This window comes from Agrobacterium sp. 719_389 (assembly GCF_900188475.1).
In the GTDB taxonomy this organism is placed as follows: Bacteria; Pseudomonadota; Alphaproteobacteria; order Rhizobiales; family Rhizobiaceae; genus Agrobacterium; species Agrobacterium radiobacter.
This window is the reverse complement of record NZ_FYEM01000002.1, coordinates 623,167-648,852: the sequence shown is the minus strand read 5'-3', so window position 1 is coordinate 648,852 and position 25,686 is coordinate 623,167. Positions and strand designations below refer to the sequence as shown.

The window sequence follows — 25,686 nt, the reverse complement described above, 5'->3', positions numbered from 1 at the left end:
CGTTAACTCGCGTGAAGAAGGGAACTGGCCATGGTAGCAGGGTTCAACATGCTCTCCTTTGACCTCTTTGGCATCGGCCGAAGGATGCCCGTCGTCAATGAGCGGGTGGAAACCGAGTTTCAGGACAAAACGCCGCGCAGACCTGATGACGAGTCCCATGACGACGACCGCGATCAGGAATATGAGTTGTTCTTCTGGTCGCTTTATCCGGTGATCTAAGCGGTCTCGGCGGCCTGCCGGGCGTGAAACTTGCCAAGGGCCGCCGGTTCATTCAATGATTGGCGCATGCGCCGGTCCGGAAATGACAAAAACTCTGCAAACAGAGACTTTAAACTGCTGCGCCGCCTTCTGCGCGCCAGGGATCATATGGATGCCGCGCCCCATGAGGCGTGGCCTGTTTCACGACTTGCCAGTGTCAGCGGCGCCTCACAGGCCCATTTCGCGAGATCGTTTCGCGATGCCTTTGGCATACCCCCTCACCGCTATCTGCTGACCCGCCGGGTGGAGCGCGCCGTGGCGCTTTTGCGTGACACCAATCTTCCTATCATCGAAATCGCGCTGCAGACCGGCTGGAACAGCATCGGCACATTTGGCCGTGTTTTCCGGGATGTGACCGGCGAGAACCCGAGTGAATTGCGGCGCCGGATGCGGGTTTCGCCCGCCGATCTCGAGCAGGTTCCCCATTGCTTCGTCAGCGCCGCAAATCGCCCTCATCTCACAATCGCAGTTTCGGAGAAGCGCCGGCGAACGAAAAGCGCTAGGCACGACGAGCGAAAGGGAGATATCTCATGAAAAATGGTGTTCAAGTTGTCGGGCTTTACGTTCATGATCAGGACGAAGCGCTGCAATTCTACGTCGAAAAACTTGGATTTCGTGTGCACACCGACGCGCGCAACGGCGATTATCGCTGGTTGACCGTGCAGCACCCGGACCAACAGGATTTCCAGCTGGGCCTGTTTCGGCCGCAGGCTCCGACCGTTGACGATGCCACAGCGCAAGATCTGAACAAAGCCGTGGCCAAAGGCGCCATGCCGCCGCTGGTTCTGGTGGTCGAGGATTGCCAGAAAGCCTTTGACGCCATGCACAAACGCGGCGTCGAATTCACCCAGCAACCGATCGCCCGCTACGGCTCGGTGGATGCGAGCTTCCGCGATCCTTCCGGCAATGGCTGGAAGCTCGTTCAGGCCCGCTGAAGCGCCATGTGTCACATTCCATCATGGATGCATTTTCTTGGGGGCGACTTTGATCTTGCGAAACTGGATAAGGCAGAGCCATCGGTGGCTGGGCATTCTGCTGACCATCACCATTCTGGCGAACTTCGTTTCGATGGCCTTCGGTCCGACGCCACCGGTGATCGTCTATGCTCCGATGTTGCCGCTGACTTTGCTTATTTTCAGCGGGCTATACATGTTCTTCCTGCCGTATCTGGGAAAGCCGCCAGCCCCATCGGGGAAGTAGGCAGGTAAGCAACGAAAACATCGTGCTCTTCGCCCGCCCGCAAAGTTTACGTGGTTGTGGAGCACGGTGCTTAAAATGCTTCAGCCCCGGGTTCTACCCCGGGGCTGATTAAAAAGCGGTCAGCCGAAACGGCCTTGCTTAGTGGTTGTCGCGCGGCAGGCCCTTGGTCTGGGCGATGCGCTGATATTTTACGGCTGGTTCCAGAACCGCGCCGGTTTCCATCTGGCTGACGATGCCGCGCTGGATTTCCTGCCATGGCGTCTGATGGTCAGGGAACTTGTAACCACCCTCGGCGGAAAGCGCCTCGTAACGCTTGGCCAGTTCCTCACCTGATATCAGGATGTCGGCCTTGCCGCGACCCACATCGATGCGAACGCGGTCACCCGTCTGCAGGATGGCAAGACCGCCACCAGCCGCAGCTTCGGGAGATGCATTGAGGATGGACGGGCTGCCCGACGTGCCGGACTGGCGGCCGTCGCCGATGCAGGGCAGCGAATTGACGCCTTCCTTCAACAGATAGTCCGGTGCGCGCATGTTCACCACTTCCGCAGCACCCGGATAACCGATCGGGCCGGCGCCGCGCATGAACAGCACGGTGTTGGCGTCGATCTTCAGCGACGGGTCGTCGATGCGGTGATGGTAATCCTCCGGACCGTCAAACACCACGGCGCGGCCTTCGAAGGCTTCCGGGTCGTTCGGGTTGGAGAGGTAACGGTTGCGGAACTCTTCCGAGATCACACTCGTCTTCATGATGGCGGAGGAGAACAGGTTGCCGCGCAGAACGCGGAAACCGGCGCGCTCCTTGAGCGGCTGATCATAGGGACGGATGACCTTTTCGTCTTCGATGATCGCGCCACGGCAATTGTCGCCGATGGTCTTGCCGTTGACGGTCATCGCGTCTTCCTTGATGAGCCCCTGGGTCATCAGCTGGTTGACGACTGCCGGAACGCCGCCGGCATGGTAATAATCCTCACCGAGATATTCACCGGCCGGCTGCAGGTTGACGAGCAACGGCACGTCTTCGCCATAGGTCTGCCAGTCATCGACGGTCAGTTCAACACCGACATGGCGTGCAAGACCGTTCAGATGGATCGGCGCGTTGGTGGAGCCGCCGATCGCCGAGTTGACGCGGATGGCGTTGATAAAGGCATCCTTGGTCATGATGTCAGAAGGCTTGAGGTCTTCCTTGACCATTTCGACGATGCGCAGGCCGGTCAGGTAGGAGACTTCCTGACGGTCGCGGTAAGGCGCCGGAATGGCGGCGGAACCCGGAAGCTGCATGCCGAGCGCTTCGGCGAGCGAGTTCATGGTCGTTGCCGTGCCCATGGTGTTGCAATAACCGGTGGACGGGGCCGACGAAGCGACGAGCTTGACGAAGCCCTGATAATCGATCTCGCCCTTTGCCAGAAGTTCGCGGGCCTTCCAGACGATGGTGCCGGAACCGGTGCGCTCGCCACGGAACCAGCCGTTCAGCATGGGGCCGACGGAAAGGGCAATCGCGGGAATGTTGACGGTGGCCGCCGCCATAAGACAGGCAGGCGTGGTCTTGTCGCAGCCGATGGTCAGAACGACGCCGTCGAGCGGATAGCCATAAAGCACTTCCACGAGGCCGAGATATGCAAGGTTACGGTCGAGACCGGCGGTCGGACGCTTGCCGGTTTCCTGGATCGGATGCACCGGGAATTCGATGGCGATGCCGCCCGCTTCACGGATACCTTCACGCAGGCGGTTAGCCAGTTCCAGATGGTGGCGGTTGCAGGGCGAAAGGTCCGAGCCGGTCTGCGCAATGCCGATGATCGGGCGGTCGGACTGAAGTTCAGCCTGGCTCAGGCCGAAATTCATGTAACGCTCGAGATAAAGCGCCGTCATATCCGCATTGGCGGGGTTGTCGAACCACGCGCGCGAACGAAGCTTGCCTCCCTTGCCTTGGGTTGCGGGCAGATTGTCGGATTTGGTCATGATGCGGTCTCCAGCCGGAAGTGGCCAACGGTAAAATATTACGAAATGCGACAAGCTTATGTTGTGCGCAAGGAAAATGGAATCAGCTTTCGGAGATCACGCATAACCGACAGTGAGAGCCCAGACGAGTAGGCTTGGGCTGCTCTGCGGCTTTAACCGAATATTTTTCGGCATTTACGGCCATCGCAGGATTGCGCAAAGGAATCTCCCTCCCTCTTTTGCCGATTGAATTCCGATCGCAAGGCCCGAAATTCCGGCAAAAATCATCTTCTTATTTGTATTACTATTAGACGAAGCCATATGCTGTCAAGCGCTATAGCGGTGTGAGCAGCAGCAATACCGGGTGTTTGAACCACAAAACATGAATCATTTATCCATTTGATATTAATTAATATATTTCAAAATCTGAGGTCAGGAACACCATTCTGAAATTGAAATATGCGAAAATGCCTCTTTTCAAGAGTATTACTATATGCTCATAGTGTTGGCGTCACGCTGACATCATCTCTGGGAGGATTAAGATGAGAAAAGCTCTCGCGACAGTTACTGTCGCCGTTTCGCTGTGCCTTGCATCAAGTGTTTCCGCCAAATCGCTTACCGTCGGCTTCTCGCAGATCGGTTCGGAATCCGGCTGGCGCGCGGCTGAAACCACCGTCACCAAACAGCAGGCAGAGAAGCGCGGCGTCACGCTTAAATTCGCCGACGCGCAGCAGAAGCAGGAAAACCAGATCAAGGCCGTTCGCGGCTTCATCGCGCAGGGCGTGGACGCGATCCTGATCGCGCCGGTCGTCGCAACCGGCTGGGACGCCGTGCTGAAGGAAGCCAAGGAAGAAAAAATCCCTGTCATCCTGCTCGACCGTCAGATCGAGGCTCCGGACGATCTTTATCTGACCGCCGTAACCTCCGATCAGGTTCATGAAGGCAAGGTTGCCGGCGACTGGCTGGTCAAGGACGTCGGCTCCAAGGATTGCAAGGTGGTGGAATTGCAGGGCACGACCGGCTCTTCGCCCGCCATCAACCGCAAGAAGGGCTTCGAAGAAGCCATTGCCTCGCACAAGAACATCAAGATCGCACGCTCGCAGACGGGTGATTTCACCCGCACCAAGGGCAAGGAAGTGATGGAAAGCTTCATCAAGGCCGAAGGCGGCGGCAAGGACATCTGTGCGGTCTACGCCCACAATGACGACATGGCCGTCGGTGCGATCCAGGCGATCAAGGAAGCCGGCCTGAAGCCCGGAACCGACATCAAGATCGTCTCCATCGATGCCGTGCCTGACATCTTCAAGGCCATGGCAGCCGGTGAAGCCAACGCCACCGTCGAGCTGACGCCTGACATGGCCGGCCCGGCCTTCGACGCGCTCGAAGCCTATCTGAAGGACAAGAAGGCGCCAGCGAAGTGGATTCAAACCGAATCCAAACTTTACACGGCATCCGACGATCCGATGAAGGTCTACGAGGCGAAGAAGGGTCTGGGTTACTGATACCTCATTCTTCGGAAGGAGCGGCGCGTCGTTCGTGCCGCTCCATCATGGCATTCTTCATGCGGAACCTGCTCAATGTCCGAAACGGCACCACTTCTGGAAGCACGCGCCATCGGCAAATCCTTTTTGGGGATCACGGCGCTCGATGGCGTCGATTTTTCGCTCGGGCACGGTGAAATCCATGCCCTGCTTGGCGAAAACGGCGCGGGCAAATCGACGCTCATCAAAATCCTGACTGGCGTTTATCACCGCGACAGCGGTTCGATCTTTCTGGAGGGCGGCGAAATCTCGCCCACCAATGTGGGCGAGGCGCAGGCGCTTGGCATCGGCACGGTCTATCAGGAAGTGAACCTTCTCGAAAATCTCACGGTCGCCGAAAACCTGTTTCTCGGCCGCCAGCCACGCCGCTTCGGGCTGATCGACCGCAGAACGATGCAGAAGAATTCGCAGGCGCTGCTCGCCCAATACGGGCTTTCCATCGACGTCAACGCCCTGCTTTCCAGCTATTCCGTCGCCATTCGCCAGATCATCGCTATTGCCCGCGCCGTCGATCTTTCCGGCAAGGTGCTGGTGCTCGACGAGCCGACCGCCAGCCTCGACGCCCATGAGGTCGAGATGCTGTTCGGGGTTTTGAAAAACCTGCGCGCCCGCGGCATCGGCATCATCATCATCACCCACTTCCTCAATCAGGTCTATGATATTGCCGACCGGGTGACGGTACTGCGCAATGGCCGCCTCGTCGGCACCCGCGACATCGGCAGCCTGCCGAGGTCCGAACTCATTTCGATGATGCTCGGTCGCGAGCTTCAGCATATTACCCACGAACATCAGGCCACCGAAGATACGGTCGCCGAGGGCGAGCCGCCAATCCGGTTCGAAGCCTATGGCAAGCGCGGCAGCATCGCCCCCTTTGATCTCGGCATCCGGCCGGGAGAGATCGTCGGCGTCGCCGGTCTTCTTGGCTCCGGCCGAACGGAGACCGCCTTCCTGCTGTTCGGCATCGACCGTCCCGATACCGGCACGGCGATGATTGACGGAAAACCCGCGGCGATTTCGTCTCCCGAGGCCGCCATTGCGGCCGGGTTCGGCTTCTGTCCGGAAGAGCGCAAGACGGACGGCATTATCGGCGACTTTTCCGTCACCGATAATATCGCTCTGGCGCTTCAGGCGCGGCAGGGCTGGGCACGGCCACTATCGCGCCGACAGAAGGCGGAGCTTGCCGAAAGCTTCATCAAATCGCTCGATATCCGCCCGGCCGACCCCAACCGGCCAATCAAATTCCTGTCCGGCGGCAATCAGCAGAAGGCCATTCTGGCGCGCTGGCTCGCCACCCAGCCCAGACTGCTGATACTCGACGAGCCGACACGCGGCATCGATATCGGCGCGCATGCGGAAATTCTCAAAATGATCGAAAAACTCTGCGGCGAAGGCATGTCGCTCGTCGTCATCTCCTCCGAACTGGAAGAACTGACGGCCGTTGCGCATCGTGTGGTCGTGCTTTCCGACCGCCGCCATGTCAGTGAATTGAAAGGCAGCGAAGTGACCGCCGACAACATCATGCGGGCAATTGCGGATGCGGCGAAAACGGAGGCGGCATGATGGTGGCTGTGACGCGACGCTTCAAAAGACTTGCTCCCCAGCTTGCCGCGCTCTTTATCATTCTGGCAGCAATTACAATCATTTCGCCGGGTTTCCTGCATGTTTCTTTCCAGAATGGCCGGCTCTATGGCAGTCTGGTGGATATTCTCGTGCGCGCCGCTCCCGTGGCTCTGCTGACCATCGGCATGACGCTGGTCATAGCCACCAAGGGTATCGATCTTTCCATCGGCGCGGTCATCGCCATCTGCGGCGCGGTCGCGGCCACGCTCATCAGCAATGGCCATTCCATTCCCTCGGTCATCGTCATCTCACTTGCGGTGGGCATTGCCTGCGGCCTGTGGAACGGCGTGTTGGTCGCCCTTCTCGACATACAGCCGATCATCGCCACCCTGATCCTGATGGTGGCCGGGCGCGGCATCGCCCAGCTTATTACCGAGGGTGTCATTCTCACCTTCAACAATGACAGCTTTGCCGCCATCGGCTCCGGCTCGTTCGCAGGCATCCCGCTGCCCGTCATCATCTGGGTGGCGGCGGCGCTGTTGATCGGCCTTCTGGTGCGTAAAAGCGCGCTCGGTTTCCTGATCGAGGCCACAGGCATCAATCGCCGTGCAGCGGCGCTCGCCGGCGTGCGGGCCCGCTTCCTGCTGTTTTTCGTCTATGCCGTCTCCGGCCTCTGCGCGGCCATCGCCGGCATGATCGTGACCGCCGATATTCGCGGCGCGGATGCCAACAATGCCGGGCTGTGGCTGGAGCTGGACGCGATCCTGGCGGTCGTGATCGGCGGCACATCGCTGAATGGCGGCCGTTTTTCCATCACGGCGTCGCTGATCGGCGCGCTCATCATCCAGACCATCAATACCGGCATCCTCGTTTCGGGCTTTCCGCCGGAATTCAACCTCATCATCAAGGCAGGCATCATCATGGTGGTGCTCACCCTGCAATCGCCGGCAATCGTGGCGGTTCTGGGCTTCGTCAGACCGCCCAAGCCACACCCGAAACCGGCCGCCACCAACGGCATGACCAAGGAAGGAACCGCGCGATGATCCACAGCCGCAATCTGCCCTTCCTCACCACGCTGACGATCTTCGTGGTCGCCTATCTGCTGTGCGTGCTGCAATATCCGTCTATCCTGTCGACGCGCGTGATCGGCAATCTTCTGACCGACAACGCCTTTCTCGGCATCGCGGCTGTAGGCATGACCTTTGTCATCCTGTCGGGCGGCATCGATCTCTCCATCGGTTCAGTCATCGCCTTCACCAGCGTCTTCGTGGCGGTCATGGTCGGCACCTATAACATCCATCCGCTGCTGGCCTTCGCCATCGTGCTGGCGGTCTCAACGCTGTTCGGCTGCCTGATGGGGGCGATGATCCGCTTCCTGTCGATCCCGCCTTTCGTGGTGACGCTGGCGGGCATGTTTTTGGCGCGTGGTGCTGCTTACCTTATCTCCACCCAGTCTGTGCCGATTTCGCACCCCTTCATCGATGCGATACAGGGCTTTTATTTCCGCTTTCCGGGCGGCGGCAGGCTGACGGCGCTGGCCATGCTGATGCTTCTCGTCTTCGCCGCCGGCATGCTCATCGCCAGCCGTACCCGGTTCGGCGCCAATGTCTATGCGCTCGGCGGCAATCCGCAGTCGGCCGAGCTGATGGGCGTGCCGATCGGAGCAACGACCATCGGCATCTATGCGCTGTCAGGTTTCCTGTCGGGCCTCGCCGGCATCGTTTATACGCTCTACACCTCGTCAGGTTATTCGCTGGCGACGGTGGGCGTGGAACTGGACGCCATCGCCGCCGTCGTCATCGGCGGGACGCTTTTGACCGGCGGTACGGGGCTGGTGGCGGGAACCTTCATCGGCCTTCTGATACAGGGGCTGATCCAGACCTACATCGTTTTTGACGGGACGCTTTCTTCCTGGTGGACGAAAATCGTCATCGGTGTGCTGCTTTTCGTCTTCATCGTGTTGCAGCGCGCAATCATCTGGTATTCAAACAGGAGACTGGCCGGACCACATCCGGCATAATTGCCAAGGGAGGCATGCTTGGGGCTGCTCGAAACGACGATAAGCGGGCGAAAACGCCGGAACAGCCACGCCCATGTGGTCTCCGAACTCGGCAGCGCCATCGTCTCGGGCAGGATTGCGGAAGGCTCCCTGCTGCCCAATGATGCCGAACTCTCCTTGCGGTTCGGCGTCTCCCGCACCGTGCTGCGCGAAACCATGAAGACGCTGGCGGCCAAGCGGCTGGTGGAGCCCAAGGCCAAGGTGGGCACCCGCGTTCTAGACCGCTCCAGCTGGAACTTCTTCGATCCCGACGTGCTGGGCTGGCGCTGCGAGGCCGGCATAGATCAGGAATTCGTCACGCATCTGGCGGAGATCCGCCTGGCGCTGGAACCGGCGGCGGCAGCAGCAGCGGCGTTGCAGGCCTCCAATGACGATATCGTTTCCCTTTACGTCATCGCCGCCAAATTCGACAATCCGAAACATACGCCGGAAAGCATCGCCAAGGTCGATCTCGAATTTCACCTTGCGGTCGCGCATATGTCCGGCAACCCCTTCATGCGCTCGGCAAGCGGGCTGATCGAAGCCGCACTTGCGATATCCTTCCAGCTCTCGTCACCGGCCGCTTCACCCGGCACCATCGCCGAGATCGCCTCCAATCATCTGCGTATCGTACACGCGATTGCGGCGCGTGACGCGGATGCGGCGGTGAAAGCCATGCGCCATGTGATCGAGGTCGGCAAGGACCGGACGCAGAACGCGATCAAGGCGCCCTAAAGACGCGATAACGCCTGCGCTTCTCGTGAGACCCGCTCGAAGGCGGGTCTTTTTTGTCGCGGCTTAGCTTACCCCTGCGACGCTTCGACCTGCGGGACCACACCGCGGCGCGACGCCATCAGCGAAGCACCGAGAAGGGCGGCAATCGCCACGAAGACAAAGACCATCGTCGCACCCTGAAGATCGATCAGCAGACCGCCCAGAACCGCACCGCTGGAAATCGCGATCTGGAACGTGGTGAGCAGCAGCGCGCCGGCACTTTCGGCTTCGTCGGAAGCGGCCCGGGTGATGAAGCTCTGCACGCTGACTGGAAGCGCACCGAAGGCAAAACCCCAGGAGGCTATGGCAAGGCCGGCAATCAGGGGCGACGCACCCGCCACGACCAGAACGGAAGCCGATGCGGCGATCAGGGTGGCGGCGAACGTCACCGCCCATGCCGTGTTTTTCTCGGAGAGGAAACCGCCGAAGAGATTACCGAAAAAGCCGCCGACACCATAAACCAGAAGGACGAGCGAAATCGCCTCGACGCCAAGAAGCGTCACATCTTCCAGGAACGGACGGACATAGGTGAAGCCGGCAAAGTGACCCGCAACGATGAACAGCGTCGTCAGAAGGCCGATCCGGACCTGCGGCCGCTGCAACAGGCGGAACATGGTGGAAAGACCCGGTGCGCCAGCCGGCGGCAGCGACGGAACAGTGAGCAATTGCGTGAGAAGCGCGATGACACCGAGCGCACCTGCAACCACGAAGGCAGAACGCCAGCCAAGTGTCGCGCCGATCCACGCGCCCACGGGCGCGGCGCAGACGGTGGCGACCGAAACTCCTGTCAGGATGATGGCCATCGCACGTGGCATTTTATCAAGCGGTACGAGTCTTAGTGCCAGCGCCGCGGACATGGCCCAGAAGCCGCCAAGGCCGATGCCGAGCAGGACGCGCGAGGCAAACAGCATGAAGAGGCCGTTTGCGAAGGCGGCCAAAGTGCTGGAGATGATCAGCAGCGTGGTGAGGCCGAGCAAGGTCCAGCGGCGGTCGATGCTGCGTGTACCGATGACGACGCCGGGGCCGGCGACCGCCGCAACCAGCGCCGTGACGGTAATGGATTGGCCGGCAATGCCGGAACTGACGGCGAGATCGGCCGAAAGCGGCGTGAGAAGGCTGACCGGCAGGAATTCCGCCGTCACCAGCCCGAAGACGCCGAGCGAAAGCGAAACCACGGCGGCCCACTTCGCATCCGGCTCCGTCTTGCGCGGCACATATTCAAGTTCGTTTATGGTCCGGTTGTTCATGAAAATCTCCTGATGCGCATTTCAGGGATGCGCTCTGAAACGGAATGGCAAAATGGTGAAACCGGTGGGAGGCCGGCTCAGCCTCTGCAAATCAATGGTCGTAAGCTATGCGTGACAGCCCGGCGTTTCCATGCTAGAAAATCCATATTCCTTAACCAAACATCCGAATTTGCGAGAGCGCCATGAATGATGCCCTGACGGAAATGTTGCGTGGCCTGAGGCTCGACGGCGTGGAATACGGCCGGTGCCGCATGGCCACGCCCTGGGCGACTGCTTTTCCCGAGCAGGAAGCGGCACGGTTCCATTTCATCGGCGTCGGCCAGGCGAAATTGCGCAAACCTTCCGGCGAGTGGCTGACGCTGACATGCGGCGACGCCGTTCTTCTGCCCCGCGGCCACGCCCATGTATTGGGTAGCGGCGAGAATGTGACGCCTACCCCTTTCGACCGTTTCGGCAAGAAGGAAGTCTGCCAGGGCGTTTTCGACCTGCAATGCGCCAGCGCCGGCGGCGATACTGTCGCCTTCACCGCTTCGATGCGTTTCAACATGGATAACCTGCACCCCCTCCTGCAGCTGATGCCGGATGTGATGCTGACCAGCGATCTCGCCAAAAGCGACCCGGCCATTCCGCACCTGCTGGAGGCCATGACGCGCGAAGTGGAACTGAACCGCGTTGGCGCGGGCGGCATTCTGGCAAGGCTTGCCGATGTGCTGACCGCGACGTTGATCCGCACATGGGTGGAGTATGGCTGCGGCGATTCCAGCGGCTGGCTGGCTGCGGTGCGCAACCCCGAACTCGGGCGGGTGCTGGCCGCCATCCACCTCAATCCCGAAAAGGACTGGAGCGTGGAGGAGCTTGCCTCCCTGATGGGCGCTTCCCGCTCCAGTTTCGCGGAGCGCTTCACCCGTGTGGTGGGCGAAAGCCCGGCGCGTTATGTGGTGCGCGTGCGCATGCACCAGGCACGGCTGTGGCTGCGCGAAGGCATGCGCGTGACGCTGGCGGCGGAGAAACTCGGTTACGATTCCGAAGCCTCCTTCAGCCGCGCCTTCAAACGCGTGCTCGGCGCGCCCCCCAGCCAGTTCCGCAGGAAGGATACGGCCGGGCTGGAGGATGCGGCTTAAAAACTCAGACAAACCGGATAGGATATCGCGTGAGAGCATATCCGCCCGAAGTGGAAGGACGCCGTCCGGGGAGCATCCGCCATGAATATTGCCGACGACGCCCGTTTCTGGAACCGGACCGCTCGGAAATATGCGAAGGGAAGGATTTCGGATGAAGCCGGATATGAGCGCACGCTGGAGCGGAGCCGCGCCCTGCTGAACCCGGATGACAGGGTATTGGAACTGGGTTGCGGCACCGGGACGACGGCAATCCGGCTTGCTGGCAGTGTCGAAGACTATCTCGCGACGGATATTTCCGCCGACATGATTGCAATCGCCGAGGACAGAAAACACGCCGCCGGTGCTCTACCGAATCTCGTTTTCAGTACTGCGACCGTGGAAACGCTTGTGCCCGGCCCTCGCCAGTTCAACGCGGTGCTGGGTTTCAACTATCTTCATCTGCTCCGCGACCTGCCCGACACATTGCAGCATATTCATTCCCTGCTTGCGCCGCAGGGGCTGTTCATCACCAAGACACCCTGCGTCGGGGATATGAACCCGTTTATCCGCCTTGTCCTGCCGGCGATGCGTTTGATCGGAAAAGCGCCCTATGCGGGCGTGTTCAGCACGGTTGAGCTCGGACGGCATATAGACGCCAGTGGCTTCGACATTCTGGCCACGGAAATCCACGCGACAAAGGGCAATGACAATCGCCCTTACATCGTGGCGCGCAAAAGGTGATCTGAGCCGCCTTTTAGTGAAAATTGCGGGAGATGACCTTTATCCGCTCCACCTCGTCCGCATCATCCACGGCAGGCGGCGGACGCTTCCTGATAATGCGATGATCATCCGGCGGAATGCCGTGGTGGAACTCGTCGCCCCGCCCATGCGGCAGGGGAAAGGCATGGTTGCGCTCACCCACGCTGGCCAGCGCTTCCGACAGATCGGTCAGCCGGTGGGCGACCAGATGCACCACCTCGCCTTCCCGCTGGATCTTGCCGTAAATGCCGACCATGCCGGCAGACAGCACCACGCGACGGTATTTTTCGAAGGTTTTCACCCACAGCACCGCATTGGCGATGCCTGTCTCATCCTCCAGCGTCATGAAGATTACCCCTTTTGCCGAGCCGGGGCGCTGGCGCACCAGCACCAGACCCGCCGTTTCCAGCCATGCGCCATCACGGGCGCGCACGGCCTCCGCACAGGTGACGATGCGGCGGTGGGAAAGATCGCGACGCAGGAAGGTCATGGGATGTTCGCGCAGCGTCAGCCCCACATGGCCGTAATCCTGCACCACCTCACCACCATCAGTCATGGGCCTCAGCGCGATGGAGGGTTCCTGAAGCTCATCCACCACGGCGTTTTCGCGGCTGGCGGCAGCAGCAAAAAGCGGCAACGGCTCATCGCGCAAGGCCTTGATGGCCCAGAGCGCTTCGCGTCTGGCAAGCGAAAGCGACGGCAGAAAGGCATCGGCCTCGGCCAGACAGACGAGGGCGGCGGCCGGAACACCCGCCCTTCGCCAGAGATCATCCACCGAGGCAAAAGGCCGGTTCTGCCGGGCGGCGACGATATCGGCAGTATGTTTGTTGGAAAGCCCCTTCACCAGGCGCATACCGAGCCGCACGGCATAACGCTCGTCACCTTTCGCATCCTTCTCACCCGTGGGCTCCAGCGTGCAATCGAAGCGGCTGTTATTGACACAGACCGGGCGTACCTCAACGCCATGATCGCGCGCATCGCGCACGATCTGGGCAGGAGCGTAAAACCCCATGGGCTGCGAATTGAGAAGCGCCGTACAGAAAATATCGGGATAATGGCATTTCAGCCATGAGGAGGCATAGGCAATCAACGCAAAGGAGGCCGCATGGCTTTCAGGAAAACCATAGCTGCCGAACCCTTCCAGCTGCTTGAAGATACGTTCGGCAAATTCTTGCTTATAACCACGCTCCACCATGCCCGTGACGAGCTTTTCCCTGAATTTGGAAATGGTACCCACATTCTTGAAGGTCGCCATGGCTCGGCGCAACTGGTCCGCCTCATCTGCGGTAAAACCGGCGCAATCCATGGCGATCCGCATGGCCTGCTCCTGAAACAGCGGAACACCCATCGTCTTTTTCAGAATATTTTCCAGTTCCGGTTTTTCATAACGAACCGGCTCCTTTCCCTGTCGGCGACGCAGATAGGGATGCACCATATCCCCCTGAATGGGCCCGGGGCGAACAATGGCGACCTGAATGACGAGGTCATAAAACTCCTTCGGCCTCAGGCGCGGCAACATCGACATCTGCGCCCGGCTCTCGATCTGGAATGTGCCGAGCGTATCGGCCTTCTGGATCATGGCATAGGTGGGACCGTCATCCGGCGGCATGGCGGCGAGATCATACGTCTCTCCAGTGCGCGCCTCCAGCAGATCGAAGCCGCGCTTCATGCAGGAGAGCATGCCGAGCGCCAGGCAATCCATTTTCATGAATTTCACGACATCGATATCGTCCTTGTCCCATTCGATGATCTGGCGATCATCCATGGCGGCGGGTTCGATCGGCACCAGTTCGTCCAGCCGGTTATGGGTCAGCACAAAGCCGCCCGGATGCTGGCTATGATGGCGCGGTGTGCCGACAAGTTGGTTGGCCAATTCGAAGGCAAGCTTCAGGCGACGATCCTCCATATTGAGGTTCAGTTCCTTCACCTGCTTTTCACCCACACCCTCGCTCCAGCGCCAGACCTGCGAGGATAGAAGCTTCGTTAGATCTTCCGGTAGGCCCAGAACCTTACCGACATCGCGCAACGCTCCGCGCCCACGATAACGGGTAACAACGGAGCAGAGCGCCGCCTTGTCACGGCCGTAAGTGTCATAGACCCACTGGATGACTTCCTCGCGCCGCTGGTGTTCAAAATCCACGTCGATATCAGGCGGTTCTCCCCGGTTTTCGGAAACGAAACGTTCGAAGACGAGATTGCTGAAAAGAGCGGGGTCGATGGCGGTGATGCCAAGTACAAAACAGATAATCGAATTGGCTGCCGAACCGCGCCCCTGACATAGGATATCTTTTGAACGCGCATAACGGACAATGGCACTCACGGTCAGGAAATAGGAGGCATATTGCAGCCTGCCGACAACCGCCAGCTCATGCTTGAGCGCCTTTTCCACCTTCTCCGGCAAACCTTGCGGATACCGCCCCGGCACCGCTTCCCAGACCATCTTCTCCAGCGCCTGCTGCGCCGTCAGCCCCGGCAGGCTGCGCTCCTCGGGATATTGATAGACCAGTTCCTTCAGTGAAAATTTGCAGCGCTTCATGATTTCGAGGCTGCGGAAGAGTGCTTCGGGGTAGCGGGCAAACAGCCGGTGCATTTCTTCCGGCGGCTTCATATAACGGTCGGCATGCCGCTCGCGCCGGAAACCCGCCTCGTCGATGGTGCAATTATGCCGGATGCAGGTGACGACATCCTGCAACATGCGCCGCTCGGGCACATGAAACAGCACATCGTTGGTGACCACCGTCGGTACAGCTGCGACTTGAGCCATATTCGACAATTCGAAAAGCCGCATCTGGTCATTGGGACGTCTTCTGAGGCTGAGCGCCATATAGGCGCGATCCGCAAAAGCAGCCTTGAGCCGCCGCAGGCGAAGCGCGCAAAGATCATCCGCAAGATCGGCGAGCAACACCACGATCAGGCCTTCGCCATAGGCGACGAGATCGTCCCATGTCAGCCGGCACTTGCCCTTGCCGCCCCTTTTCTTGCCCACGGAAAGCAGCCGGCAAAGCCGACCGTAAGCCGGGCGATCCATGGGGTAGACAAGGACGGAAAGATCGTCATCCAGATCGAGCCGGCAACCGATGACGAGCCGGATGCCGTAGGTATTTGCCGCCTCGTAAGCGCGGGGAATGCCCGCAAGGCTGTTGCGATCCACGATACCCAGCGCCTCGATGCCGAGGTTTTTGGCCTGTTCGAAAAGCTCCTCGCAGGAGCTTGCGCCGCGCAGAAAGGAAAAATGCGTGGTCACCTGCAGCTCGGCATAACGCGGCGTACTCATGCGAAGACCCCATGGATGAACCAGCCCTGCGAGCCCGTCTCGACATGTTCTCCGTCACCGGAACGGAAAATCCAGAAGCGTTCGCCGCTTTCGGTTTCCACCGTGAAATAATCGCGCACGGCTGCCTTTTCCCGGTCGCGTTTCCACCATTCGCCGAACACCCGTTCCGGCCCGTCAGCGCGCCGCACATTATGGCGCACGCCTTTCCAGATGAAATAACGCGGCGGATGATCCGGCAGCAGCGCCAGCGTCTCGATGGGTTCCGGCCTTACAAAAAGCCTGACCGGGCGCGGCCAGTGGCCGGGCCAGCCGAGCATATCCTCAGATGCAAGCGCCGCAACGCGGGCAATGGAGCGTTCCGGCACATCGCTCGCCACCGCCGCGTAACGATAGACCCTGTGGCCACGATTGAGGATGACATCGACCGTATCGGCGATGTCCGCACGTCCCTCCTCCAGAAGCGAGGAGCGAGCCTGCGCGGCGAGAAGCGGCTCAGCATGGGTGGCGGTCAGCACCATCATCTCGATACCGAAACCGGGATCGATGGTATCGATACGGTCAGTCAGAAGCCGGACAAGCTGCTTGATATCGCGCACCGGTCTGGAGGTGCCTGCGCGCACCGCCTGCAGGCCGCTATCGACCCGGTGCAGCACCAGATCGACCCTGCGGGCGCCGAGGCCGCGTTTTTCAAGTGCTGCGCAAAGCCCCGTGACCAGCTTCTGCGTATAACGGGCAATCGTTTCCGCCGCCGCAATCGGCTCGGGAAAGACGCGCCGCACCTCCACCAGTTCGGCCACGCGCACCGGTTCGATAGGTTCGCCGATCTCCCCGAAAGCCTGGGAAAGACGACGGACGAGTTCGGGACCGAAACGCAGGGTCAGCGGCGCGCGCGGGGCTTCGGCAAGCTCGCCGATGCTGCGGAAGCCGAGCACCTTCAACCCGGAAACGATATGCTCCTCCAGCCTCAGCGCAGCAAGCGGCAAGCCGCTGATCGCCGCCCGCTGCCCGCCCGGCGGTATGATGCTGATCTGCTCGCGGCCGAAGCGGGCCAGCGCATGGGCAGCGCCCCAGCTATCGGCAATGGCCGCGCGGGCGGCAAAGCCTGCGGCATGCAGGCGGTTGACCATGCCGCTCAGCATCAGCGTCTCATCGCCGTGCAGATGGTCCGCTCCCGCCGTGTCCAGCACCAGCCCATCAGGCGTATCGGCGGCGACAATGGGGGCATAGATGCGCAGAAAATGAAAGGCCAGCTGCTGCAGGGCGCGGGCATCTCCAGCTGCATCCAGATCTTCCACCAGAAGGCCCGGCACCAGCGCCTGCGCCTTGCTGACCGGCGTGCCGGGCCGGATGCCCGCCGCCTTTGCCGCTTTGTCGAGCGCCAGCACCAGCCGGCGGCTGCCCTGGCGGCCGATCATGACCAGCGGCTTTTCAACCGGCGGCGCGTTCTCTCCCGAAAGACGCCGGAAGCGATCCGTCGGCCATGTCGGCAGGTAGAGCGAGACGACCCTTTGCATCACAGGCTTCCACTTCAAATTCAGCGCTTTCGCCGCCGCGACATCGCAAAAGCTCGAGAAACCAGCGCGGCCTGCCCACCCCCGGCACCGGCAAGGGCGAAGAAGGACGGACGGAGATGCGCCAGCGGGTCACCGCCGCCGTCGGCTCGCCGTACAGCGCCGCATCGGCCGCGCGCCGGAAGCGGCGGATGGCGATGCCGGTAACACCGGAGGTTTCCGCCGCCAGTTGCAGCCGCCGCGAGGCGTTCATCGGCAGTTTCGCCACCTCACCCATCACCGCACCGAAACCATTGCAGCGTAAACCCTCCTCGAAACAGTCGAGCACGCCCTTCTCATCGCGGCATTCAACAATGATGAGCCGGTTCTGCGACAGGCCAGCCTGCGTCAGCCCCGGCATGAACAGATCCCGCCGGGTGACGCACCATAAAACCTTGCCGGAAAGCCGCGCCGCCACACCAGCCGCAAAAAGGGCGGCCGCCGCGCCATCGGCAGCGCCATTGCCGCCGCCGCTTACCTCATGCAGGCAGCCGAGCTTGAGCCCGCCTCCCGGCAGGCGATGGTCGATGGCATCCACGCCGAAAGGCAAGGTCTCGTGCAGCCGCTCAGGGCCGTTACCGATCCTTTCCAGCCTTTCACGCAGCTCTTCGACAACGAGCAACTGATCCGCGCGCTTTTGCATGGCATGACAGGTTTCAATTCCGGTTATTCATCTCTATTGTTCTTGTTTTGTTCCTATTTCAGCAAAGAGTCAAGCAACAGGTTGCCGCTCTTCAACAGTTTGCACGGGAAGAGGAGATTCTGGCCTTGCAGCCCTTCGTCCCGCCGTTAAAACGGAAGTGTCCGCTCGCCGCCTGTTCAGACAACGGCGACGGATATCATGGTTTGGAGGAAACCGCCGATGATCGCCAGCATTCTGATTGCCGTGGTTGCGGCCATCCATATTTACATCGTCATTCTGGAAATGCTGCTGTGGGAAAAGCCGGCCGGCCGCAAGGCTTTCGGTCTTTCGGCGGATTTTGCCCGGCAGACGAAAGTGCTTGCCGCCAATCAGGGCCTTTATAACGGCTTTCTCGCAGCCGGGCTGATCTATGGGCTCACGCAGGGCGATGAAGGGCTGAGCTTCAAGGTTTTCTTCCTGACCTGCGTCCTGGTGGCCGGTATTTTCGGCGCCATGACAGCCAATATGAAGATCCTGTTCATTCAGGCATTGCCGGCATTGTTTGCGCTCGGCTTCCTTTGGATCGGAGCATGAACCGATGAGCGCATGGAACGACACGTCCGCAAGAGACGCCCTCAACCGCATTTTCATGGCCGCAGTCGCCAGCGCCGATCCGGAAAAGGTGTTGCAACACCACCTTCCCTCCCCGCCTAAAGGCCGTTGCGTGGTGGTGGGCGCCGGCAAGGCCTCGGCCGCCATGGCCGCAGCGCTTGAAGCGGCATGGCCACATGTCGATCTCTCGGGTGTGGTGGTCACGCGTTACGGCCATGCCGTCCCGACCGCGCGTATCGAAATCATCGAGGCCTCGCATCCCGTGCCCGACGATAAGAGCGCGGAAGCGGCAAAACGCATTCTCGCCGCCGTTGAAGGGCTGACTGCCGACGACATGGTGATCGCGCTGATTTCCGGCGGCGGTTCGGCGCTGATGGTGGCGCCGGCCGAAGGCATGACACTTGCGGACAAGATGGCCGTCAACCGCGCTTTGCTTGCCAGCGGCGCGACGATTTCCGAAATGAACGCCGTGCGCAAGCACCTCTCCCGCATCAAGGGCGGACGGCTGGCGCTGGCCGCCAGACCGGCCAAGGTTGTTTCGCTGCTGATTTCCGACGTGCCGGGCGACGACCCCTCGGAAATCGCCTCCGGCCCGACGGTTACCGATCCGAGCGACATTAAAACCGTGCGGGAAATCATCGCCCGTTATGCGCTCGATCTCCCGGAAAACGTGCGCAAGGTGCTGGAAAAAGTCGAGGAAACCCCGAAGGCCGGCGATATCGACGAGGATATCCGGCTCATTGCCGCTCCTTCGCTCGCCTTGCAGGCGGCAGCGGATAAGGCCGTGAAACTCGGGCTTACGCCGCTCATCCTCGGGGATTCGCTGGAAGGCGAATCCAAGGACGTCGGCGCTGTTATGGCCGGCATAGCGCTCTCCGCCAGTCGCAAGGGCCTGCCGGTCAAGGGCCCGGCCGTTTTGCTTTCCGGCGGCGAAACCACGGTCACGATTGGCAAGGGGCCAGCCGGCAAGGGCGGCCGCAACACGGAGTTCCTGCTGAGCCTTGCACTGACGCTGAAGGGCGCGGGCAGCATCTGGGCCATTGCCGGCGATAGCGACGGCATAGACGGCGTCGAGGATGCGGCGGGTGCTGTGGTGACGCCGGATACGCTTGCTCGCATGCGCGAAGCCGGTGTCGATCCGCGTCAGTCGCTCGTAAGCCACGACAGCTACACCGCTTTCAAGGCGGCAGGAGACCTTGTCGTGACGGGTCCGACCCTGACGAATGTGAATGATATCAGGGCGATTTTGATCGGGTGACAGCGGGGGAATTCGCAGCGCTGCTGCCCGCAGAGGGCGCGCATCATCAGGCAAAGGCCGTTTTTGACTATGCCCTCGGACAGGAGTAATCTGGCAGGATATCCTTTGGAGCCTCAGCCATGCGTACTGGAGTGCTCATACTTGGCCTGATCATGGCCCTTATTCCTGCCTTGGCGGATGCCCATAATTGCAAATGCCGAAATCGCGGCACTATGTTCGAACTCGGCCAGACATCCTGTCTGAAGGTCGACGGTGGCTCCTATCTCGCGCGCTGCGAGATGAAGCTCAACGTTTCGTCCTGGACCAAGCTTCAGGACGGTTGCCCCATAACGGAACGGGCGCAGACGCAGTCAACCCGCGTTAATTGATTACCTCGTGGCGAACAGACCAAGCTCTGCATCGCGGCCGCGTATCGCCACAGCCTTCATCTTCCGGCTTTGACCGCTAGTCCTGAGCATAAAGGGCCAAGCGATGACGCGAGGCCGTACCGCCTGTTTCCTTCTCCCCGAGGGGGGAGAAGTCCGCGGCAGCGCGATGAGGGGCACGTCAGAGATATCGGAAAGCTTGCCCCCTCATCTACACCTTCGGGGCATCTTCTCCCCGGCGGGGAGAAGAAAGACGTCGCAACGTCGTTTTACAGCTTCACCCAGCCGCCGTTCTTCTTGCCGGACTCGATGCAGGCGGTAACAAAGGCGACGCCCTTAACCCCGTCATCGACGGTCGGGTAAATAACCGCCTTATCGAGCGCCGCGCCGCTGCGGCGGGCTTCGATGGCATGCGCCGCCTCGGTATAGATCGTGGCGAAGGCTTCGAGATAACCTTCCGGGTGGCCAGACGGAATGCGGGTGACGCGTGCTGCCGCAGCCCCTGCCCCGGCACCGCCACGGGTGATGAGCTGCTTCGGCTCGCCAAGCTTCGTGAACCAGAGATAGTTCGGATCGGCCTGCGTCCACTCGATGCCGGCCTTGTCGCCATAAACACGGACCTTCAGCCCGTTTTCGTGACCAACCGCAACCTGGCTGCACCAGAGCAGCCCCTTTGCTGCCTGCTTGCCCTTCGGCTTGAAGCGCAGCATCACATGCGCATTGTCATCCAGACGGCGGCCTTCGACAAAGGTATGCACATCCGCGGCCAGCTCATCCGCTTCCAGACCGGAAATGAAGCAACCGAGATTATAGGCATGGGTGCCGATATCGCCGGTGGAGCCGCCGACGCCGGACTGAGCCGGATCGGTGCGCCAGACGGCCTGTTTCGCGCCGGTCTGTTCCACCGCTTCCGTCAGCCAGTCCTGCGGATATTCCATCTGCACCAGACGGATCGTGCCGAGCGCGCCTGCCTCCACCAGTTCCCGCGCATGCCGCACCATCGGATAACCGGTGTAGTTATGCGTGAGGATGAACAGCGCATCGGCCTTGTCGGCCACCTGCTTCAGCTTTTTGGCGTCTTCCAGATTGGAGGTCAGCGGCTTGTCGCAGATGACATGGATGCCGCGCTCCAGAAACGCCTTCGCCGCCGGATAATGCACATGGTTCGGGGTAACGATCGCCACCGCCTCGATGCCATCCTCGCGCAGCGCTTCCTTTTCGGCCATTTCCTCGAACGAGCCATAGCAACGCTCGGCATCGAGCCCCAGCTCGCGGCCGGAGGCGAGAGATTTTTCCGGCGTAGAGGACAGGGCCCCTGCCACGAGATCGAAACGATTGTCGAGCCGCGCCGCCATACGGTGAACGCCGCCGATAAATGCGCCCGAACCACCACCGACCATGCCAAGGCGAATCCGCTTGTTCGCCTTGTCGGTTGTCTTTCCTTCAATAGCCATAATATCTCCCCTGAAATGCTCTCAAAGCCCAAGCATACGGCGGTTGGCCGCATCGTCGGTGCCAGCAGATGCGAAATCGTCAAAGGCTTTTTCCGTGACAGGGATGATATGCGCCTTGACGAATTCGGCCCCTTCGCGGGCGCCGTCTTCGGGGTGTTTCAGTGCGCATTCCCATTCAACGACGGCCCAGCCGTCAAAATCATTGGCCGCCATCTTGGAGAAGACCGCACCGAAATCGACCTGGCCGTCGCCCAGCGAACGGAAGCGGCCAGCACGGTTAACCCAGCCCTGATAACCGCCATAGACGCCCTGCCGCCCGGTCGGATTGAACTCCGCATCCTTGACGTGGAACATCTTGATGCGGTCCTTGTAGATGTCGATATTGTCGAGATAATCGAGGCATTGCAGCACGTAATGCGAGGGATCGTAGAGCATGTTGGCGCGCTTGTGGTTCTTCACCCGCTCGAGGAACATCTCGAACGTGACGCCGTCATGCAGATCTTCGCCCGGATGGATTTCGTAGCAGACATCCACACCCTGCTCATCGGCGTAATCGAGGATCGGCGTCCAGCGTTTCGCCAGTTCGTCAAAGGCTGTTTCCACCAGACCGGCCGGACGCTGCGGCCACGGATAAACGAACGGCCAGGCAAGCGCGCCGGAAAACGTCGCATGCGCCTTGATGCCGAGATTTTTCGAGGCTTTCAGCGCGAGCTTCACCTGCTCCACCGCCCATTGCTGACGCGCCTTCGGGTTGCCGCGCACTTCCGGTGCGGCAAAACCGTCAAAGGCCTCGTCATAGGCCGGGTGAACGGCGACGAGCTGACCCTGCAAGTGGGTGGAAAGCTCGGTTACTTCCACGCCGTTCCGGCGCGCGACGCCGGCGAACTCGTCGCAATAATCCTTCGATTCCGCCGCTTTTTTGAGATCGATCAGCTGCCCGGCCCAGGTCGGCACCTGCACGCCGGCGTAGCCCTTTTCCGCCGCCCATTTGGTAATGCCGTCCCAGCTGTTGAAGGGGGCTGCATCACCGGCAAACTGACCGAGAAAAAGACCCGGCCCTTTGATCGTTCTCATAAAAATCTCCTCCTGCATCGATACAGTTGCGCGGTAACCCGCTTTGTTCCCAAGCGCCAAGCTAACCGCTCGTGATTTTCAAACAAGCCCCAAAAGCGGAGGGGCAAGAGAATTTCCGCATTTCATTTAAAAGACGGGAGGCGCTTAAAGCGCCAGCCCGCTCGTCCTGTCGAAGACGTGCACGCGCTCATGGTGCACGGTGGCTGCAAAGGGGGTGTTGACCTTGACCGGCTGCTCACCATCCACCACTGCCGTAACCTGATCGCCCGCCAGTTCGAAGACCACATGGGTCTGCGCACCCGTCGGCTCCACCAGCACCGTCCGTCCGGTAAGCGAGATATCGCCGCCGATCGCCGAACCGATATGTTCGGGGCGAAGCCCGATCGTTACCGGCTGACCGCGCTTGACCTTGCGGGAGGCGGCAATGCGGATCGCGGTGCCGTCCTTCAGCCGGGCGGCGGGCTGGTCACCCTCGCCATCGACCACGCCCTCGATGAGGTTCATGGCCGGCGAACCGATAAAGGCGGCGACGAAGAGATTGGCGGGTGTCTTGTAGAGCTCGAGCGGCGTGCCCTGCTGTTCGATGCGGCCGTGATTGAGCACCACCACCCGGTCCGCAAGCGTCATGGCCTCGATCTGGTCATGGGTGACATAGATGGAGGTCGTGCCAACTTTCTGGTGCAGGGCCTTGATTTCGCTGCGCATCTGTACGCGTAGCTTGGCATCGAGGTTGGAAAGCGGCTCATCGAACAGGAAGACGGCCGGGTTGCGCACCACGGCGCGGCCCATGGCGACACGCTGGCGCTGGCCGCCTGAGAGCTGCGAGGGCTTGCGATCCAGAAGCTTGCCGAGATCGAGCATGCGGGCGGCTTCCGCAACACGTTCTTCAATGATGTTTTTTGGCTGGCCGGCGAGCTTCAGATTGAAGCCCATGTTTTCGGCCACCGTCATATGCGGATAAAGCGCATAGGACTGGAACACCATGGCGATGTTGCGCTCGCGCGGGGTCATGCCATTGACCACCTTGTCGCCGATGAGAATATCCCCATCGGTGATTTCCTCCAGCCCGGCGATCATGCGCAACAGCGTGGACTTGCCGCAGCCGGATGGACCGACCAGCGCGATGAATTCACCATCCGCTATATCAAGCGAAATGCCATGGATGACATCGAGCGCGGCATAGGACTTGCGGATATCCTTAAGTTCAACGGAAGCCATGTTTTGCTCCTTTCACGTCACGATTTGACGGCACCGGCCGTCAGGCCCGCGATGATGTGTTTCTGTGCGAGGAAGAAGACGATGACGGTCGGCAGGATCGTCAGCGTGATGAAGGCGAGAACGAGCTGCCATTCCGTGCCGAATTCGCCGCGATAAACCATGATGCCGAGCGGCCAGGGATATTTCGATTCCGAATTCAGCATGATCAGCGGCAGGATGTAACTGTTCCAGCTGCCGACGAAGGAGACGATGCCAACGGTCGCCACGATCGGCCGCGAAAGCGGCACGGAAATATGCCAGAAGAAGCGCAGATAACCGCAGCCATCCACGAAGGCCGCCTGAAACAGCTCGTCCGGCAGGTTACGGAAATAATTGCGGAACAGGAGAATGCTCATGCCCAGCCCGAAGGCTACCTGCGGCAGCACCACACCCCAATAGGTATCGAGCAGGCCGAGATCGCGGATACGAATGAACAGCGGCAGGATGGCGGTCGCCGCCGGAAACATCAGCCCCAGCAAGAAATAGTTGAGCAGGAAGGACGAGCCGAAGAATTTCACATGCGCGAAGGTGAAGGCCGCCATGGCCGAGACAGTCAGCGTCAGGAATACCGTCAGCAGCGCGATGACCAGCGAGTTGAAGATTTGCAGCCAATAGCGTTTGCCAAGCAGGATATCGCCGTAGTTGGACCATTGCCATTCGGCCGGAATGCCGAAGGGGTTGACGCGCAGGTCTCCCAGCGTCTTGAAGCCGCCGAGCGCGGTGGTGAGCAACGGGATAAGCACGATGGCCGCAATCAGGCTCAGCGATATATAAAGATAAAGCTTGGTTTGCAGCGGCATGCGGACGGAAGTGGATGTGTCAGTCATGGCGCATGAAAATCCTTTTGTAACCGAAGGCGAGCGTCACGCAGATGACGAAGAGAACGACGCCGACTGCGCTGCCAAGCCCCACCTGCATGCGCATGACGCCGTAGGTGTAGAGGAAGGTGACCATGGTTTGTGTGGAGTTGGACGGGCCGCCGCCGGTGAGCGGCATGATCATGTCGAACAGCTGCAGCGAACCGATCACAGCAAAGAAGACGGACAGGCGCACCGTGGAACCAAGCATCGGCAGCGTGACATAACGGAATTTCTGCCAGCCGGACGCGCCGTCGACTTCGGCTGCTTCCAGCACGTTCTTGTCGACGGATTGAAGGCCGGCGATGAACAGCATCATATGGAAACCGAAATATTTCCAGACGATGACGCCGAGCACGGCGTAGATCGCCACATCCTTGTCGGCCAGCACGTAAGGGTTGGCGAAGCCGAAGAAATTGGAAATGGCGGCGAACAGACCATAGTCGCCATCATAAACGAAGCGCCAGATCAGGCCCGCTGCGACGTCAGCCAGAACATAGGGCAGAAAGAACACCAGCCGGAAGGCGACGACGCCGGGAATGCGGTGCGCCAGCATCATGGCCAGCCAGATCGCCAGCGGAATCTGGATCAGGATCGAGATAAGGATGATCAGGCCGTTATTAATCAGGGCCTGCGAGAAGGCGGCATTGCCGAACAGAACCTGGAAATTCTTCAAACCGACGAAATCGGTCGGCGTGCCGTAACCGTTCCAGCGGTAAAGACTGTACCACGCCGCCTCGCCCATGGGCAGGATGACGAACAGGGTAAAGAGCAGCAGGGCGGGCGGCAGAAACACCAGAAGGGTGAGCGCCCGGTCATGCGCGACCGAACTTTGCTTGCGCTTGGCCTTTGCCGCGCCGCGCGCCGGTATGGACGCAGAAGTCATGGAAATATCCGTCATCTCTATCCGCTTTCATGGAGGCAGATAAGCAGCGCCGCACATTCGCG

General features: G+C 60.4%; 24 protein-coding genes. 14 read left to right on the top strand and 10 right to left on the bottom strand.

Annotation, left to right across the window (positions count from 1 at the left end; translation table 11 throughout):
* Window positions 1-30 precede the first annotated feature (30 nt).
* The 4 genes from CFB10_RS24000 to CFB10_RS24190 all read left to right on the top strand — a co-directional run bounded on the left by CFB10_RS24000 (window position 31) and on the right by CFB10_RS24190 (window position 1,458).
* Window positions 31-219 (top strand): hypothetical protein, encoded by a 189-nt coding sequence (locus CFB10_RS24000; RefSeq protein ID WP_003506556.1) that lies wholly within the window; start codon window positions 31-33, stop codon window positions 217-219.
* A gap of 66 nt (window positions 220-285) precedes the next feature.
* On the top strand, window positions 286-792 hold the full coding sequence (locus tag CFB10_RS06645; protein ID WP_020011775.1) for a helix-turn-helix domain-containing protein: 507 nt from the start codon (window positions 286-288) through the stop codon (window positions 790-792).
* The gene (locus tag CFB10_RS06640) at window positions 789-1,193 is read left to right on the top strand and encodes a VOC family protein (protein ID WP_020011776.1); all 405 of its coding nucleotides are present in this window, start codon (window positions 789-791) and stop codon (window positions 1,191-1,193) included. Before CFB10_RS06645 ends, CFB10_RS06640 begins: the two co-directional genes overlap by 4 nt.
* 37 nt (window positions 1,194-1,230) lie before the next feature.
* Window positions 1,231-1,458, top strand: a complete 228-nt coding sequence (locus CFB10_RS24190; RefSeq protein ID WP_020011777.1) for a hypothetical protein — start codon at window positions 1,231-1,233, stop codon at window positions 1,456-1,458.
* 138 nt (window positions 1,459-1,596) lie between these two features.
* Here the strand turns inward: CFB10_RS24190 and CFB10_RS06630 are convergent, their stop codons facing one another.
* A complete protein-coding gene (locus CFB10_RS06630; protein ID WP_020011778.1) occupies window positions 1,597-3,417 on the bottom strand; it encodes an IlvD/Edd family dehydratase in 1,821 nt (606 codons plus the stop codon).
* 521 nt (window positions 3,418-3,938) lie between these two features.
* Here CFB10_RS06630 and ytfQ point away from each other — a divergent pair.
* The 5 genes from ytfQ to CFB10_RS06605 all read left to right on the top strand — a co-directional run bounded on the left by ytfQ (window position 3,939) and on the right by CFB10_RS06605 (window position 9,270).
* On the top strand, window positions 3,939-4,898 hold the full coding sequence (gene ytfQ / locus CFB10_RS06625; RefSeq protein WP_003506544.1) for a galactofuranose ABC transporter, galactofuranose-binding protein YtfQ: 960 nt from the start codon (window positions 3,939-3,941) through the stop codon (window positions 4,896-4,898).
* A gap of 75 nt (window positions 4,899-4,973) precedes the next feature.
* Entirely contained in the window at window positions 4,974-6,497 is a 1,524-nt protein-coding gene (locus CFB10_RS06620; protein ID WP_020011779.1) for a sugar ABC transporter ATP-binding protein, read from the top strand.
* A complete protein-coding gene (locus tag CFB10_RS06615; RefSeq protein ID WP_020011780.1) occupies window positions 6,497-7,540 on the top strand; it encodes an ABC transporter permease in 1,044 nt (347 codons plus the stop codon). Before CFB10_RS06620 ends, CFB10_RS06615 begins: the two co-directional genes overlap by 1 nt.
* Complete coding sequence (gene yjfF / locus CFB10_RS06610) at window positions 7,537-8,517, top strand: galactofuranose ABC transporter, permease protein YjfF (protein ID WP_003506538.1); 981 nt, start codon at window positions 7,537-7,539, stop codon at window positions 8,515-8,517. Before CFB10_RS06615 ends, yjfF begins: the two co-directional genes overlap by 4 nt.
* A gap of 18 nt (window positions 8,518-8,535) precedes the next feature.
* Window positions 8,536-9,270 (top strand): FadR/GntR family transcriptional regulator, encoded by a 735-nt coding sequence (locus CFB10_RS06605; RefSeq protein ID WP_020011781.1) that lies wholly within the window; start codon window positions 8,536-8,538, stop codon window positions 9,268-9,270.
* Between the two features lie 68 nt (window positions 9,271-9,338).
* Here CFB10_RS06605 and CFB10_RS06600 read toward each other — a convergent pair whose 3' ends face one another.
* Window positions 9,339-10,556, bottom strand: coding sequence for an MFS transporter (locus CFB10_RS06600; RefSeq protein ID WP_020011782.1), 1,218 nt, complete (start codon window positions 10,554-10,556; stop codon window positions 9,339-9,341).
* Window positions 10,557-10,738: 182 nt separating this feature from the next.
* On the opposite strand from CFB10_RS06600, the gene CFB10_RS06595 reads away from it, so the two are divergent.
* Together CFB10_RS06595 and CFB10_RS06590 are read left to right on the top strand one after the other, a co-directional pair.
* Window positions 10,739-11,677 carry an AraC family transcriptional regulator gene (locus CFB10_RS06595; RefSeq protein WP_020011783.1) on the top strand — a complete coding sequence of 313 codons (939 nt, stop codon included), beginning with the start codon at window positions 10,739-10,741 and terminating at the stop codon, window positions 11,675-11,677.
* Between the two features lie 81 nt (window positions 11,678-11,758).
* Entirely contained in the window at window positions 11,759-12,397 is a 639-nt protein-coding gene (locus tag CFB10_RS06590) for a bifunctional 2-polyprenyl-6-hydroxyphenol methylase/3-demethylubiquinol 3-O-methyltransferase UbiG (protein WP_020011784.1), read from the top strand.
* A gap of 13 nt (window positions 12,398-12,410) precedes the next feature.
* Here CFB10_RS06590 and CFB10_RS06585 read toward each other — a convergent pair whose 3' ends face one another.
* From CFB10_RS06585 to CFB10_RS06575, 3 genes are read right to left on the bottom strand one after another with little or no spacing between them, the layout of a single operon-like run.
* Entirely contained in the window at window positions 12,411-15,689 is a 3,279-nt protein-coding gene (locus CFB10_RS06585; protein ID WP_020011785.1) for an error-prone DNA polymerase, read from the bottom strand.
* Window positions 15,686-17,203 (bottom strand): DNA polymerase Y family protein, encoded by a 1,518-nt coding sequence (locus CFB10_RS06580; RefSeq protein WP_020011786.1) that lies wholly within the window; start codon window positions 17,201-17,203, stop codon window positions 15,686-15,688. Before CFB10_RS06580 ends, CFB10_RS06585 begins: the two co-directional genes overlap by 4 nt.
* Window positions 17,118-17,882, bottom strand: coding sequence for an ImuA family protein (locus CFB10_RS06575; protein WP_020011787.1), 765 nt, complete (start codon window positions 17,880-17,882; stop codon window positions 17,118-17,120). The genes CFB10_RS06580 and CFB10_RS06575 overlap by 86 nt, the downstream gene beginning before the upstream one ends.
* Before the next feature lie 219 nt (window positions 17,883-18,101).
* Here CFB10_RS06575 and CFB10_RS06570 point away from each other — a divergent pair, with 219 nt between their 5' ends.
* The 3 genes from CFB10_RS06570 (at window position 18,102) to CFB10_RS06560 (ending at window position 20,099) form a co-directional block, all read left to right on the top strand.
* The gene (locus CFB10_RS06570) at window positions 18,102-18,455 is read left to right on the top strand and encodes a DUF1304 domain-containing protein (RefSeq protein ID WP_020011788.1); all 354 of its coding nucleotides are present in this window, start codon (window positions 18,102-18,104) and stop codon (window positions 18,453-18,455) included.
* A 4-nt stretch (window positions 18,456-18,459) separates the two neighbouring features.
* Window positions 18,460-19,731, top strand: coding sequence for a glycerate kinase (locus CFB10_RS06565; protein ID WP_020011789.1), 1,272 nt, complete (start codon window positions 18,460-18,462; stop codon window positions 19,729-19,731).
* A gap of 119 nt (window positions 19,732-19,850) precedes the next feature.
* On the top strand, window positions 19,851-20,099 hold the full coding sequence (locus CFB10_RS06560; protein WP_026363944.1) for a hypothetical protein: 249 nt from the start codon (window positions 19,851-19,853) through the stop codon (window positions 20,097-20,099).
* A gap of 266 nt (window positions 20,100-20,365) precedes the next feature.
* Here CFB10_RS06560 and CFB10_RS06555 read toward each other — a convergent pair whose 3' ends face one another.
* The 5 genes from CFB10_RS06555 to CFB10_RS06535 all read right to left on the bottom strand — a co-directional run bounded on the left by CFB10_RS06555 (window position 20,366) and on the right by CFB10_RS06535 (window position 25,639).
* A complete protein-coding gene (locus CFB10_RS06555; protein WP_020011792.1) occupies window positions 20,366-21,550 on the bottom strand; it encodes a Gfo/Idh/MocA family protein in 1,185 nt (394 codons plus the stop codon).
* A gap of 21 nt (window positions 21,551-21,571) precedes the next feature.
* Window positions 21,572-22,624 carry a sugar phosphate isomerase/epimerase gene (locus CFB10_RS06550; RefSeq protein ID WP_020011793.1) on the bottom strand — a complete coding sequence of 351 codons (1,053 nt, stop codon included), beginning with the start codon at window positions 22,622-22,624 and terminating at the stop codon, window positions 21,572-21,574.
* A 144-nt stretch (window positions 22,625-22,768) separates the two neighbouring features.
* Window positions 22,769-23,842 (bottom strand): ABC transporter ATP-binding protein, encoded by a 1,074-nt coding sequence (locus CFB10_RS06545; protein WP_020011794.1) that lies wholly within the window; start codon window positions 23,840-23,842, stop codon window positions 22,769-22,771.
* Window positions 23,843-23,859: 17 nt separating this feature from the next.
* On the bottom strand, window positions 23,860-24,708 hold the full coding sequence (locus CFB10_RS06540) for a carbohydrate ABC transporter permease (RefSeq protein ID WP_003506513.1): 849 nt from the start codon (window positions 24,706-24,708) through the stop codon (window positions 23,860-23,862).
* Complete coding sequence (locus CFB10_RS06535; protein ID WP_020011795.1) at window positions 24,701-25,639, bottom strand: carbohydrate ABC transporter permease; 939 nt, start codon at window positions 25,637-25,639, stop codon at window positions 24,701-24,703. Before CFB10_RS06535 ends, CFB10_RS06540 begins: the two co-directional genes overlap by 8 nt.
* Between the last annotated feature and the right edge of the window lie 47 nt (window positions 25,640-25,686).